The 13,209-nt window shown below is 55.8% G+C and carries 14 protein-coding genes; 1 reads left to right on the top strand and 13 read right to left on the bottom strand.

The annotated features are described in order from the left end of the window. The first annotated feature begins 47 nt into the window (after positions 1-47). On the top strand, positions 48-377 hold the full coding sequence (locus RCH14_RS23470) for a hypothetical protein (protein WP_343028520.1): 330 nt from the start codon (positions 48-50) through the stop codon (positions 375-377). Positions 378-460: 83 nt separating this feature from the next. Here RCH14_RS23470 and RCH14_RS23465 read toward each other — a convergent pair whose 3' ends face one another. From RCH14_RS23465 to RCH14_RS23405, 13 genes are all read right to left on the bottom strand, one after another. Then, entirely contained in the window at positions 461-1,147 is a 687-nt protein-coding gene (locus RCH14_RS23465; protein WP_343028519.1) for a lytic transglycosylase domain-containing protein, read from the bottom strand. Between the two features lie 266 nt (positions 1,148-1,413). Next, positions 1,414-1,821 carry a hypothetical protein gene (locus tag RCH14_RS23460; protein WP_343028518.1) on the bottom strand — a complete coding sequence of 136 codons (408 nt, stop codon included), beginning with the start codon at positions 1,819-1,821 and terminating at the stop codon, positions 1,414-1,416. Beyond that, positions 1,818-3,302: a TrbI/VirB10 family protein gene (locus RCH14_RS23455; RefSeq protein WP_343028517.1), complete on the bottom strand. Its 1,485-nt coding sequence runs from the start codon at positions 3,300-3,302 to the stop codon at positions 1,818-1,820. The genes RCH14_RS23460 and RCH14_RS23455 overlap by 4 nt, the downstream gene beginning before the upstream one ends. A 15-nt stretch (positions 3,303-3,317) precedes the next feature. Beyond that, positions 3,318-4,877 carry a P-type conjugative transfer protein TrbG gene (gene trbG / locus RCH14_RS23450; protein WP_343028516.1) on the bottom strand — a complete coding sequence of 520 codons (1,560 nt, stop codon included), beginning with the start codon at positions 4,875-4,877 and terminating at the stop codon, positions 3,318-3,320. A gap of 31 nt (positions 4,878-4,908) precedes the next feature. Next, entirely contained in the window at positions 4,909-5,631 is a 723-nt protein-coding gene (gene trbF, locus RCH14_RS23445) for a conjugal transfer protein TrbF (RefSeq protein ID WP_343028515.1), read from the bottom strand. An 18-nt stretch (positions 5,632-5,649) separates the two neighbouring features. Further along, positions 5,650-7,563, bottom strand: a complete 1,914-nt coding sequence (gene trbL, locus RCH14_RS23440) for a P-type conjugative transfer protein TrbL (protein ID WP_343028514.1) — start codon at positions 7,561-7,563, stop codon at positions 5,650-5,652. Next, positions 7,542-7,826, bottom strand: coding sequence for a hypothetical protein (locus tag RCH14_RS23435; protein ID WP_343028513.1), 285 nt, complete (start codon positions 7,824-7,826; stop codon positions 7,542-7,544). Before RCH14_RS23435 ends, trbL begins: the two co-directional genes overlap by 22 nt. Positions 7,827-7,933: 107 nt before the next feature. Next, positions 7,934-8,668 (bottom strand): hypothetical protein, encoded by a 735-nt coding sequence (locus tag RCH14_RS23430; RefSeq protein WP_343028512.1) that lies wholly within the window; start codon positions 8,666-8,668, stop codon positions 7,934-7,936. Next, complete coding sequence (locus RCH14_RS23425; protein ID WP_343028511.1) at positions 8,665-11,169, bottom strand: transporter; 2,505 nt, start codon at positions 11,167-11,169, stop codon at positions 8,665-8,667. Before RCH14_RS23425 ends, RCH14_RS23430 begins: the two co-directional genes overlap by 4 nt. A 9-nt stretch (positions 11,170-11,178) precedes the next feature. After that, entirely contained in the window at positions 11,179-11,490 is a 312-nt protein-coding gene (gene trbD / locus RCH14_RS23420) for a conjugal transfer protein TrbD (RefSeq protein WP_343028510.1), read from the bottom strand. A 17-nt stretch (positions 11,491-11,507) separates the two neighbouring features. Next, positions 11,508-11,942 (bottom strand): TrbC/VirB2 family protein, encoded by a 435-nt coding sequence (locus tag RCH14_RS23415; protein WP_343028509.1) that lies wholly within the window; start codon positions 11,940-11,942, stop codon positions 11,508-11,510. Then, a complete protein-coding gene (gene trbB, locus RCH14_RS23410) occupies positions 11,939-12,904 on the bottom strand; it encodes a P-type conjugative transfer ATPase TrbB (protein WP_343028508.1) in 966 nt (321 codons plus the stop codon). Before trbB ends, RCH14_RS23415 begins: the two co-directional genes overlap by 4 nt. After that, on the bottom strand, positions 12,901-13,203 hold the full coding sequence (locus tag RCH14_RS23405) for a hypothetical protein (RefSeq protein WP_343028507.1): 303 nt from the start codon (positions 13,201-13,203) through the stop codon (positions 12,901-12,903). The genes trbB and RCH14_RS23405 overlap by 4 nt, the downstream gene beginning before the upstream one ends. Positions 13,204-13,209 lie beyond the last annotated feature (6 nt).

Genomic DNA, 13,209 nt, shown 5'->3' with positions numbered 1-13,209 from the left:
GCCGGCAGCCGGCTCATTGAAAGACCGCCTAGTAGCGGAATATCCACATGAAAATGCCCGCTTTGAAACTCGCCCAATTGTATGTCGCAGTCCTCGGCGCTAGTATTGCATTGCACTCCAATGCTGCTTATGCGCAAAAATACGACTCTCGTGTCGGAAACCCTTTCGTCTTTTGCATGGCGCCAAAGCCTTGTAAGCTGTGCTACCCGTTCCGAGGCATTTACGAAGACATCTGCGCAGACCAGGCCGAGGCCAGCAAAAAAGAGGACCCGAACCCTCTGCCAACCTCCCCTTCCGTCGCGCCCACGCCTGCGCCTGCGACGATGAACGAAGCCACCCGCGACGAAGTGCCGAAAGAGCGGGATGCAATGAAATAAGGCCCGTATGGGCCTTATTCGATGAGTAGATGCCAGCTCCGAGCTGGCATAGTCAATGAGAGAGGGCCGGCCGGCGCCCAGGATTAGAATGCTGCCCCGAATCCTGATGCTGCAAGGGGTGCTGTACGAGGGTCCATCGGATCTGCGGCCCTCCTGGTGCCGAAACCCGCGACCTGCAGCGGGGCCGAATATGGCGATGCAACCTGGCCGGCACTCGCAAGCATCGGCAACGAAGCACGGCGGCCAACTGCAATACTCGGCACCTTCAGCTCTACAGCCAGGCCCGCATTGTTGATGACTTTCTGAACATATCCGCCTTTAAAACCTCGCACAAAATCACCGGACCAGTATGCCGACAGGGCCGCGTGCAGCGCGGCTTGTGGATCACTCGACCCTAGCTTACTCAAGGCGCGAGAATAGAACTGAGCAAGGATCTGGCCGCCGGTTTTAATGTTCGTGCAAGGATCTAATACCTGCTCGATAGTCAAACCCATCTTTGGCAGATTCCCTGCCTCCACCTGTGTCAATCCGATGGCTACCTTGTGACCTTTGGCAACGAGATTGCGAACGATGTTTGCTGCCTCGGCCGCGCTCTGCGGCCGGATCGTGCGCACCAGATGTTCTCGCTTACTCCAAGGAAGATGGGCAGGGCCGGCGTCGGCCAGGATATACGGGTTCCCGGACGATTCGGTTTTGATGATGGCACGCATTGTCACCTGGCCGACGTGCGGAGCGCATTGCTGCATAAGGGTGGTCAGATCAGGTAACACTTCGTTTCCTCTAGCTCTTTCGGTCCAGCTCAATCCACCAGTCGAGGGCGGTGTAGAGCAACGTTGTAAGACTCACTTCAATCTTTACCGATTCAGCCTTGACGCGGGCTGAGAGGTCGTCGCTAACCACTACGTTGTAAGCAACCCATCCTGGCGTCCCCTTCGGGGCTGGCTGAAGCCAGGCAAATCCTCTCCCCTTATACGGCTTCTCAGCCAGGAACTGAACCAGGAGCGTTTCACACATGGTTCGGAGGTTGCCGTGCTTTTCAGCTGAAAGCTGCTTCGCACTCTCGCGCATGGCTTCTGGAACTCGGGTCAGCATTGGTGTTTTCGTTTTCATCTACAGCACTCGATTTATTGGGGAAACTGATATTTTTATAACGAGGCTTTCGCAGCTCGGCAGAAACTGCCGCCTGGATTACGACGGAAATCGAAACTTCTGGATAGACCTTCGCAATCGCGTCAATCTGGTCCTGGGTTAGCATCGCGCCGACTTGCTTATAGGCATTTGTTCGGCCTCGCAAGTGCGGTCGATCGGCCAAGGAGGTTTTTGGCCTGGCCAGGAACATTGTGATTGCATCCCGAATGAAGCCTGAGCGACGATGTTGCTTGGGTGGGGCTGCAGCGTCGAGCTTGTCCAGCACATCCGGGGTCAGACGGAAGACGTATCTCATTTCTTCGGCTCCAAGATGAGGTCTGCAGTGACCATGATATTAAACTTGTAGCCAGATCGGATCTGCAGCGTTGGTTGTATATTTAGATTTTTTTGTGTGATGCTCATGCCGGTTTGTCCGAGCTGTTGTCCAAGCGCACCGCCTATGGTCTGGCCGACGCCTGGTTGGGAGTTGTTGCTACCCCCGTAATTTGGTTGTGAAAGCTGAACGCCGGCACTGATGAGGCTCAACACTGCAGACGAACCGAAGATTTTAACGTAATGGTTGTCAACTTCATCAAAAAATCCTGCGAAACCGCCCATGTCTGAGCCAGGCATACCCTTCAAATCGAAATTTGCCCCGTCACTGAAGACTAGACGATTCCACGCCATCAAAACACGTTGTTGCCCGCTTGCAACATAAGAGTCGTAAAGTCCGACGATCCGCGTCCCTTGCGGAATCAAAAGGTGCTGTCCGGTTTTGGTGTCGTAGACGTTTTCGCGTACCTGAGCGATCGCCTGGCCGGGTAGGTCGCTGTTGATGCCGCTGATAAGGACGGCTGGGATCATGCCGCCAGCCTTTAACTCAAAGAGCGAGCGCGGTGCAGTCTTGTAACTGGAGCTGTAGGCGGGGTCTACCAGTTCACGTTGCGCCCTGAGAAATGCCGCTTTCTGGTCTTGTTTGTTCGGATCGTCCTCGCCTTGCTTTGCCATGCCTGGTATTGGCGTACCTGCTGAAATCGCGCCGCCTGGCGCCGCGCTTGCTTGTCCCGCCGTTTGAGCTGGTGCGCCCTGCCCTCCACCAAAGCCACTTGCGGCTAGGCCAGCTTTGGACGCCTGCCCAAGCTCCTGCGCTTTCAGCTGTTCCGCTTGCTGCTTTTGCTGGGCTTTCAGCTGTTCCGCTTGCAATGCGGTCTGCTGGGCCGGTGTGAGCGGTACGCCACCTGTTGCGCCTGGATTGGCGGGATCGTATGGCGTGGAACCAGTCTTTGCAGCTACAGCGCCGCCCAGCGGCGAAACTGCCTTGCCGGTCAGATCAGGAACTACGGTCCCGCTTGTCGTTCCGGTAGGCGGTGGCAACCCTGCTGTTGGGAAAGGAAGCTTCACCTGGTTTGCGCCTGGCATCCCTGGTTCGCTTTGGGCTTCAGGAGATACTGGCGGGACAAAAGAAGGATCGGCACTCGCTACTTTGTCGGGGACGTTCCCATACCAGAGGGCGTCGCGTTTGACTTCGGCCGGCCGCGTGTTCGATTGCTGTGAGGCGACTGCTTGCTGAGCAGCTGTACTGACATCTTTGCCGGTGCCGTTAAACGTTGTCGTTGCCACAATCGCGGCAGTCCCGAGGATGCCGCCTGCGATCATCAAACCTTTTTTGTTGATCTTCCTGACGCCTCGCGGTTTCTCCTTGAGGTTGATACCGCCATTGACGGCCGCGCTGGGATTAAGTCCAGCTGGGTTCGCGTCCTCCAGCAAAGCCGGGTCAATTCTCTGTTCGTCGCTCATTGCGATGTCTTTTTCTTAGTTGTTGAACCAGCTTTGGCCGGTCTTGATGATTTCGATTTTTTCCTGGTCGTTGCCCACGCCGACGATCAGCGCGGCTTTCTTGAACAGCTTGTCTACGATGTAGTAAGTGACCTTGGCGCCGCCCTGCTCTGCTTCTTTGACGCGGTAGTTGACAAGCTCGGTCGTCCCGTCATTACCGATGAGAACAAGCGCGGGCGCCTCGCTCGATCGCATGCTTGGCGGCATCTGAATCCAGACATGCGTGCCTTCATCGAACACGCGGACCGGATACCACGGCAGATTGCGGTTGCCTTTAACTTTGTAGCTATCCAGATTCAGCTGCTCAATGCTGGCGATCGGCAGATCAGAAACCTTTCGGTTTGCATCCTGCTCGGCTTTTCTCCGCTCGGCTTCAACCTGGCCATTCCAGTCTTGGACCATTTCTTGAGGATAGTAGAACCCGACGCGGGATACATACTGGCCTTCGGTTGACGCCAATGTAAGCATGTAGGTCCGGCGATTGGTCGTGATAATCATGTTCGTGGTCAAACCTCCTTCAGTCGGCTTGACGATGACATGGGGCGTCGCCTGGCTGCCGCTGCCGGTGGTCGCCGGAGCAGGAATCCATCGCACGGTATCGCCAAGAATGACGTTGTTGATGATTTCGCCTGCCTGCAGCTGAACGTCGCAGGCGCGTAAAGGCATGCAAGTCAGAGTCGGCTGTGCCTGGCCGAACGGGTACAGCATGACACCATCGGCGCCCATGATCGGGCGAGCGGTTCCGCCACGCTGCCAGTTCTTGGCTTCATCAATGGGGTTGACCGGCACAGCCGCTGGCGTCGGGGCTGGCGGACGAACGGGCAAGATCTTGCTGGTGAAGTCCTGCGGTGCGATAGCAATAGCATTTTTATTGCGGTATGCCAGGCTCGCGGTACGGCCGGCGTGATGGTAGAGAACATCAGCTGCAGTGCCGCCCTGCTCGCCTAAAGCGGCTATTGCATCAACCAGAGTCACGCCCTGCAGGTCCAGACGAACCGGGATCGGGAATGAGGCGCCCTGAGTCGATACTTCTAGAGGGCCGTGCTTCAAGGACAGGAGCTGCAGGGCCGTCCACATATCGCCGGAAAATCGGAAATCGAAGCTCCCAGGCGTTTTGGCGACAGCGACGGCGACGGCTGCGGGCGCCGTCGCTGCAGTGACCTGGTTCGACGGACGATAGGAGCGTTTCGGTGCTGGCTTTTTACGCGGTTTGGCGCCGCATCGGTTGGTTTCTGTGGCGATACACGCAGCCGGCGCGGTTGCTACGACTGCCGGCGTGACAACAGGAGCGGCTGCAGTAGCCTTCGGTATGGCTGGAGCGCTCGCGGTAGACTTAGCTGGCCCCGTCTGCTGCAGATACGAAAGAGTGGGCGCAACGGGAGCTGCAATCGTGCCTGGTGCTTTCGATGGTGCAGCTGGAGCGCCTGGCTTAGTGGGCGCGGTCAGCACTGGTGGAGTGTCTGCGGCGCTCGCCCAGCTGGACAGGACCATTGCGACGGTTGCAGCGGCGATGTTAAGAGCGTGCTTGTTTTGCATGATGATCGTAGTTTTCCGTAGGGGTCGGCACTTACTGCTGCTGAGTCCAGTTAATCTGTTCGACAATAACGCCGGTGGGGTTGGCGATGATCTGTTGTGGCGTGCTTGGCGCAAAGGAATTAACCGTCAAAATCGCTTGCCAGCGCGTAGTACCTTCCAATGAGCCATTCAGGCCGCGTGTCGTTTCAGTCCACTGGATCTGCCAGGTCTTCGGACTCAGAGGTAATGCTGTCGAGATTTCGACTGCAACCATAGTTCCCTGCCCGCGCTTGAACGGGTCGGCCTTGCCATAAAACTCATTCAGGAAAGCTGCGGCCGATGGGGTCGAAATGGCGTAGACGCTATCGAGCCAACGTTTCTGCACAATAGGATCGGGCGTGACGCTGCGCGAATTGGTAATGAAGTTGGCCAGCTGGAAGCGGACAATCCGCTGTTCGGGCAAGCCCACTGCTTCCGCTGGTGAGACTGCGACGGCTTCGCCCAGCTTATCGACCTGAACGATAAATGGCTGAACCTTGGACTGACTGGCGTTATAGGCCAGCGCGGCGCCAAGCACGCCAGACAACGCCATTGACGCGAAAGCGACCATCTGCCAAGTGCGAGCGCGGGCGATGTAGCTGCCGTAACGCTCGTTCCATTCACGCCGGCCCGCGACATAAGGTGACTCTAGGATTTGTCCCACCGGCACCGCAAGACCCGTAACTGCGTCGATGCTTGGTCCTCTTGGTTCTGCGCTTTTTTTCTTGCCAAACATATTCGTACCTTCTGTCGATTAGTCGTGTTTCAGGTTGATCTGTACGCCGGCCCCCGGCGCGGAGTCATTGGGCATTTTGCCTAGAGCACTTGCATGTTCCGAGAGTTGCTGTAGAGCGTTCTTCTGCTCGCCCTGCGGAGCTGACGGCTGCCCCCCTACTGCTTGACCCGATTGCCCACCCGGATTCTTAACTGCACTCACGCTCTTATCGGCTGCTGCGATTGGGTCACCGCCCGTCGCTGTCGCCTTTTCAATTCGTTCAGAGTCGGCCTGTATTGCTTTATCCATCGGCAGCGAATCGTTCTTCGTACTCGACGCTTGGCCTGACGCCCCGCCGCCTGCGCCGCCTGCTCCGCCTGCTCCGCTGTCCCGATCGGCAAGTGCTTGCGAGATATTTCCGCTAGTGTCGATAACACTGCTTTGCGGTGTTGACGGCACCGCTGAAGATCCAGGCGATTGCGAAGCAGATGACGATCCGCTAGGTGCTGGTGGAGCTGATGGCGTAGCTGCTTGGGGACCAGGTGATGAGCTACCCGGTGCTGGTGGTGCTGATGGCGTAGCCGCTTGGGAACCAGATGGTGAGCTACCCGGTGCTTGTGGTGCTGACCGCGTAGCTGCTTGGGAACCAGACGATGAGCTACTCGGCGCTGGTGGTGCTGACGGCGTAGCCGGTTGGGAACCCGATGATGAACTACCAGGTGCCGCTGGTTGCGATCCAGGTACGGAGGCTGCTGGGGCGCCGGCTGCAGCACGTTCGGTAAGTGATGCTGTAGTGTTTGCCATACGGTTCGCCAGGTTTCCACCAGTCGAACCGCCGCCCAAGCCTTTAATTGTGTCCGATGCCGCACCAATGCCCGCACTACCGAGCGCACCAACTGCCCTGCCTGCCACACCCAGGAATCCTTTACCACCGCCCGCTTTTGCTTGGTCAATGGCAGCGCTGCCTGCTTGCATCGCCCCTGCCACGCCGTTACCGGCGCCGGCCAGTCCAGATTGAGCCAGACCAGCCGCGCCGGCTGCGCCAGCCGCCATCGTTCCCACGGTTGCTGCTGCGCTGCCAAGGGTCATGCTGACTGCGCCTGTTAGCATCGAAGATGCCAAAGCCGGGATTTGCCAGCCCAAGAACATATAGATCATTGCGCCGCCAAGGATTTCCAGATATTCAGCAAGCCCAGGATTCCCTGTCAGCTTCGCCACCCAGCCATCCGTAACCTTGTCGCCAAGACCGATAATCAGGTACGTGACGAACAGCTTGACGCCAACACTCACGCTATAGCTAAGGTACTTTTCCGCGAAAGTGGTAGTCCAACGGCTACCCGCAAAGCCCAGGAATAGAACGCCACCGGACACAACGATATAGCTCTCGACCAGAGTAACCAGCATCTGGCCAGCAATGACGGCAAAGGCAAGCAAGACTCCTAACGCAACGAGGCCGCTGATAATGGTTGTGCCCAGGCCACCTTCAAAAAGACCTGCTTTCTCGGAGGCAGCGGCGACTTTTGCCGAAATTTCCAGACCTTTATTGAGAACGCTACCTGGTGTAAGCGCACCCGTATTCGACGCCGCCTGGCCTGCACTTGAAAAACCGTCGATAACTGCAGGAATCCAGGTGTTGAAGTTGAGTAGGATTGCCCAAAAGAACATCAGCGACATGATCTTTTTGAGCATATCGACCATCATCTGGTTAGGGTCGTCGCGCTGCAACACCCACCAGATGGCCGACCACAAGACTTCGATCAAAGCTAGTTTGATAAAAAGCCCTTTTGCGATTTCACTAAGGCTTTCTTCCCACCCCTTGCTTGCCTCTTGATACGCAGTGCCAATGTTGTCGACGATCTGAGCATGGGCGAGATCCGGCACCACTACCGCCAAAGCCAGCAGGACACAGCCCAGCGAGAACACCGAAGAATTTAGAACAGGCTGCTGACGCATTGGAAAAGCTCCTTACGATAGTAGATTGCGAGAGTGATTGCGATGCCGGCGGCGAATCCTTGCGAGGCATTGAAAACAGAGGACAAAGCCAATCGAAAGCGTGCCGAGCAGTGCAGGTCGCGGCGAAGACATACGATTAAGAAACCATCTTTTAAAAACCGAAACGCGATGAGGAAAGAAAGGATCGCTGGCATGTAGAGCCAAACAATGAAACGGGCGAACACCTCAAAAAGCGGTGCGCCGAAAGAAGCAATTTGAAGCATCGTTCTGCCTATCACTTAATATTTACCTAGGGCAAGTATAGCACGAATCATACTAAACGCCGAAAAAAAACCCTCTGCTTGAGAGGGTGTGTTGTTGGTTTGCAGCCTTATTTCCTGCCTCCAGAACTGCTGAAAGTTGGCGTTCGAGGCACGTGTTCCTTGAAAAACCCTTCACGTGCGGTTTGTGCCTTGAGCGCCTGGGCATTTGCAGCCATCATTTGTGTATTGGTGGCCAGCTGCTGTGCCGAAATCAGTTCGCGGAGCTTGTAGGCTTCTGCCAGCTGGGCTGAGTTGATTTCCCCTAACGTCTTCGCTGCCGCCAGGGCGCCTCCCGAGGCGGCATTCTTGGTGACTAGGGCTTGTAGCGCCTTTTCGTCGTCCTTGAATTGTTCACGCTGCAGGCCCGCATTGAGCATGGCGCCTTTGAGTGCGTCCGAACTGGCGTTCGACCAAACACGGAACTGAACCCCAAACTCCCCCTGGGGATTCTTGAATGCGCGAGCGATGTTGTCGTCAACGTCAGCCATATTGTTCGCTATATTCACGCCGTTTTGTTTGATCCTGGCCGTATTTGTTGCCAGCAAAGTGAGATTCGGCACCACTACACCAAGCGGGTTTTCCTGCAGATTCTGGATCATTGCCTGGTACTGCATGATCTGATTTTGCAGCTGCAGCGCTTGCTTAGCGTAGGCGTCTGCCGCCTGTGCGTAAGAGGCCGCATGCTGGGCCTTTGCGATAATGTCGGAAGTCGGATTGATTACCGCCCATTGCGCTAACACTGGCGTGCTGTGCAGTGTTGCCACTGCGAGCGCGACAAACGAAAACTTTTTAGCTATCTTCATACATTTCCTTTCTGATACATGGTCTTCCAGTAATCAGCCCAATCGTTGGCCACACCGCGTTCCTTGAGGTAGTGATACACCCACTCGGGACCGTGGGATGCTTTCAGGCTGCGCACGTGCTGCATCTGGTCCTTGCCCGACGCACCGACAAAGGCCATTGCAACCTTTCCCAAGCCCAGCTGGAACATGCGCCGGCCGTCGTCATTCATCACGTAATAATCCTGTTTCTGGCGTGCATAAGACAGGTTTTCGATCTGCCGATTGTTCAAGCCAAAGGCGCGATAGACCGGCGCGATGTTGTCAGTTGCCGCCTCCGGGTTGGGAAGCATGAACTTCGTCGCTGTCGCTTGAATCAAGGTCGAGCCGATTGGAGAATCCACAACGCTCTGCAGGTTTTGCGTTGCGAAGCCGACTGCGACGTTTTCTTTTCGCATCGTTTCCAACCAGAACTTGAAACGCTCGATTGCAAGTGGGTGCCCGAATGACCGGAAGCCTTCGTCAATCGGAATGAGCGTCGGGATGGATTTGGCCACGCGCTTTTCGATCTGTCGGAACAGGTACATAAAGACGGGGACAACCGCCTTTTCGCCCAGCGCAAGCAGGTGCGAAGTTTCAAAGACGACGAAGTTTTCGGTTCCAAGGGAATCGTATTCGGCATCTAGCAGATTGCCCAGCACGCCGTTTTGCTCGTCTACCGTGTAGTACCGCAAGGCTGTTTTCACTACCTGGTCTTGGACTGTGCCTAAGAAGTGGGTCAGCGTCCGGTTTTTCGTCTTTTCGTAGCCTACAAGATCCTTAGTTTCTTCGGCCATCAAAGCAATGGCGTGGCTAATCTTGTCTTGCTGCGCGACGGGGAGCTGTTCGACACCGGGAGTACGCAGCACCACAAGCATTTCGATGTAGTTGGCCGCCCAGGTACGATCTGCTTGCGTGTCGATCTCACCTAGTGGGCAGAAACCCACGTCCGAGCCTTCGGCGCCAATGTCGTAGTGCGCCCCGCCAGCGGCTTCGCAGAGTGTGGCCATTGAGTAGCCCAGGTCAAACCCAAAGCACTGCGCATTTGGGTATCTGAAGTGCTGAGCGATGATGAGGTCAAGCAACGTAGATTTGCCGCCGCCTGGTGGTCCAAAGATACCAAAATGGCCGAGGTCAGACACATGCAACGACAACCTGAATACGGCGTTTCCGGTGGTGGCTGCGTACAGCAGAGGCGGACTCTTTGGAGGATAGAACGGACACGGATTGAATTCGTGACCGGACCAGATCGCTGTCAGCGGCAACAGATCCGCGACGTTTAACGAGTGTAGCAAGGGCCGGCGGACATTCTGGAAGCCGTGGCTTGGAAGACTACCCAAGAATGCCTCGACCGCATTGATGTCCTCTACAAAACTAGGGAACTGCGCGTTCCCAAGTAGCTTTGCGACCTCGGCCGCGTTCTCTGTTGCTGTCTTTGCATCGTCAGCCATGATGACTAGAACACTGGTGTAGTACCCGTATCGCACCATGCCGGAGCTGTTTTCGTTTACTGCCTCGTCCGCGTCTACGGCCATAGCGACGGCATCGCCATTTTGGAACGTCTGTGCGCCGCCACCGAGGGCGGCTTTGACCATGCCCCATAGGCCGGTCTTTTTTTGGAACCAGTTGCGGCGGAAAACCGAAAGGCGCTTTTCGGCATCGAGCGCATCCATCGGGATAAATCGGGATGACCAACGATATTCAAAAGGCAGTCGAGCCAAGGCGTCCAGCATCCCAGGCGACGATTTCCCAGGGAAGCCGAACAACGTGATGACGCGGATATGTTTCGTGCCGATACGCGGTGCCAGGCCGGTATAGAAATCTTTGCTACCTAAAACGGCGTCCAGATACATTGGAATTGCCGGCATCTTCACAGGATGGTTTAAACCTGTAAGGCAGTTATGCAGGTAGGTCAGCAGCTCGTCGCTGCTCATCTTGCGGATCTGCACGCCTGCTGAGAAGGCACCGACAAAATCAGCAACCTGGGACTTGAACCGCTCTACCAGGGCCGTAAAATTCATCGTGTTTTTCGGCTGGATCTGGTCGGAATCGTCGTCCACGAAAAGGGCTGTGATTCGTTCCTGCAGCTGTGGAGGGATCTGATACGTCAGAGCCATCGCATACACGTTATCGAAGTGTGCATCAGCCGTTTCGTGCTGGGCGCGGCGTTCTGCGTCGATAAGCCTGGTAGTCGGGTCGGGGAAAAAGCTGCGGTCTTCCGTTGGGTAGGTCGTCGCCCTGATCCGCAGGCTGTCAGTGTGAACAAGCCAGCCAGTGCCGAGCTTCACCAGCGCCGCGTTCGCGTGTGCAGATACGGCTGCCAGTTCCGTGAGTGTCGAAGACGACAAATCATTTCCACGGAAGTAGAACGCGGCTGTAAAGCTCCCGTCCTTGTTGAGTAGAACGCCCTTGTCAACCAGGACACCCCAATTCAGCAAGTCGGGCAGACCTTTCAGATTAGAACGAAATTCTTTCAGGTTCAGCATTGGACTGCCTTAAATTCTGTTGTACTTGATGATCGGCGGCGGCGCCGTGTGGCACGCCTGTGCTGGGTAATAGTCTTGGTACTGCAAGTGGCGTTTGTAGATGTCGAAAAACTGCGTGTCCTTTTTCGCAAGCTGCACCAAGAGCCAATGGACGACAACCGCAAAGATCACGCCAAGGACGCCAGCCTGCCAGCTGCCAATTCCGAAGATCAACGCGGACGAAATAACGCCGTTAATCATGGCCAGAGTGCGCTCTGCCCCTCCCAGCAGGAGGGGGCGAATCAGCGATTGATGCAGCACAACTGTGCGTAATTCACTCATATGATTCGCCAGATGCCTTAGAACGACGCGCCAAACAACGCAGTCACGAATGCCACTGCACCCATCACAATTGCGCCGCCAAACGCAATACCCATGATTTTTTTGAAGCCCGAACCGTGTTCGCCAAACGCCATCATCAGACCAGTAATGATGATCGCCAGGAGAATACCGACGCGAGCCACCGGCCCCTGAATCGAGCGCAGAATCTGGTCGAGTGGCCCTTCCCACGGCATCGAGGAACCGCTTGACGATGGTGCCGACGCGAATGCCGGCGAAGTCACTACAGCGATAAAAATGCCGGCAACTGCCTGGCCAGCCGTGTGTTTGACGTTCGATGCCAGGCGACCCAGCGAGAGAGGTACTTTTTTCATGCGAGTTTCCTTACTAATGGTAAATGAAAGTTGTTGTACAGCACTTTGAAGTATAGCACGAACTATATTCTTAATGCTCAAGAGAAAGACAAATCGTAACCAGCGGAACCTGCTCCGCTGACGGTACAAATTTGCTCGACGCGCCGCTTTCCGGCTTCAGGCTTTTGGATACTGACGATGCAGTTGACTGCTTCTGCTATGACGGCAGGGATTGCGGTAACGCCGGCTTCCTGGATGAGCTGTTCTATCCGCGTTAGTGCGGCCGGTGCGCTGTTGGCATGGACTGTTGCAACGCCGCCACTGTGGCCCGTATTCCAAGCCTTCAATAAAGCCAGGGCAGCGCCGTCGCGCACTTCACCGACCACGATCCGGTCTGGCCGGAGGCGAAGGGTCGCGCGCAGCAGCTGGATCATGTCCTTGCTTTCGCTAGTCCTCATCGGAAATTTGTTCACGACCGGGCATTGCAGCTCTCGGGTGTCCTCGATGATCGCAATTCGGGTAGCTGGATCTTCGTCTGCAATGCACTGCAAAATTGCATTGCAGAGCGTAGTCTTGCCGGAGCCAGTGGCGCCTGCCACCAGGATATTGTGCCGCTTGCGAACATGCCAAACCAGCTTATCGGCTTGGGCCTGCGTCATAATCCCGTCGCGCACATAATCGGACAATGTATAAACGAAAATTGCCTTTTTACGAATTGCGAAAATGGGCCGCTCCACGATCGGAGGCAGAACGCCCTCAAAGCGCGAACCGTCAAGGGGCAGCTCCCCTTCAATAATCGGATTGTCAAATATGCCGAGCGAACTAGCGATGGTGCCAATCAAGTTTTCCGCACGACTGGCAGTCATTTCGCCAATCTGCGTCATTCCGATGCCTGCTCGATCTTCCCAAAGCTTGCCATCAGGGTTAAGCATGATTTCGACCACTGCAGGATCGCCAAGTGCCGCAAGAATAATATCCCCCAGCTCTCGGGAAAGCTTTGCGTCCAGGCGACTACGTGCAACGGAGATATGTGCAGGATCGACGGGATTATGGCGAGCGTTCATTTGGCGCCGTTCTGCGAGGCAACCCGCGCAATCGAGCAATCCCTTTGCTCGTTCTTGTTCATGCCTTGCGGACCAAGCCTTTCGCATTCATTCCATCGAGCCGTCGCCTCATCCAAATTGGCTTGGTAATAGGCCAGTCGGCTTTCCGACGCCGGGACCTTAACCGGCTTGGGAACGATCGCAGGAGGAACAACGTCAAAGACTGGTTTTTCAACGTTCTCGTTTTTAGCGCAGCCAGAAATCAACATTACGCCAGCCATAAAAACCGAAGTGAGCTTATTAAGATTAGGGTTCTTCATAGATTA

The sequence above is a fragment of the Massilia sp. MP_M2 genome (assembly GCF_039123635.1).
Lineage (GTDB): Bacteria > Pseudomonadota > Gammaproteobacteria > Burkholderiales > Burkholderiaceae_D > Telluria.
The sequence above is the reverse complement of the archived record's forward strand: the minus strand, read 5'-3'. Positions and strand labels throughout refer to the sequence as shown.

Bases quoted from the DNA above. Each gene is read 5' to 3' on its own strand.
- RCH14_RS23470 (WP_343028520.1), top strand. From the start codon at position 48: ATGAAAATGCCCGCTTTGAAACTCGCCCAATTGTATGTCGCAGTCCTC.
- RCH14_RS23460 (WP_343028518.1), bottom strand. From the start codon at position 1,821: ATGAGATACGTCTTCCGTCTGACCCCGGATGTGCTGGACAAGCTCGAC.
- RCH14_RS23455 (WP_343028517.1), bottom strand. From the start codon at position 3,302: ATGAGCGACGAACAGAGAATTGACCCGGCTTTGCTGGAGGACGCGAAC.
- trbG (WP_343028516.1), bottom strand. From the start codon at position 4,877: ATGCAAAACAAGCACGCTCTTAACATCGCCGCTGCAACCGTCGCAATG.
- trbF (WP_343028515.1), bottom strand. From the start codon at position 5,631: ATGTTTGGCAAGAAAAAAAGCGCAGAACCAAGAGGACCAAGCATCGAC.
- trbL (WP_343028514.1), bottom strand. From the start codon at position 7,563: ATGCGTCAGCAGCCTGTTCTAAATTCTTCGGTGTTCTCGCTGGGCTGT.
- RCH14_RS23435 (WP_343028513.1), bottom strand. From the start codon at position 7,826: ATGCTTCAAATTGCTTCTTTCGGCGCACCGCTTTTTGAGGTGTTCGCC.
- RCH14_RS23430 (WP_343028512.1), bottom strand. From the start codon at position 8,668: ATGAAGATAGCTAAAAAGTTTTCGTTTGTCGCGCTCGCAGTGGCAACA.
- RCH14_RS23425 (WP_343028511.1), bottom strand. From the start codon at position 11,169: ATGCTGAACCTGAAAGAATTTCGTTCTAATCTGAAAGGTCTGCCCGAC.
- trbD (WP_343028510.1), bottom strand. From the start codon at position 11,490: ATGAGTGAATTACGCACAGTTGTGCTGCATCAATCGCTGATTCGCCCC.
- trbB (WP_343028508.1), bottom strand. From the start codon at position 12,904: ATGAACGCTCGCCATAATCCCGTCGATCCTGCACATATCTCCGTTGCA.
- RCH14_RS23405 (WP_343028507.1), bottom strand. From the start codon at position 13,203: ATGAAGAACCCTAATCTTAATAAGCTCACTTCGGTTTTTATGGCTGGC.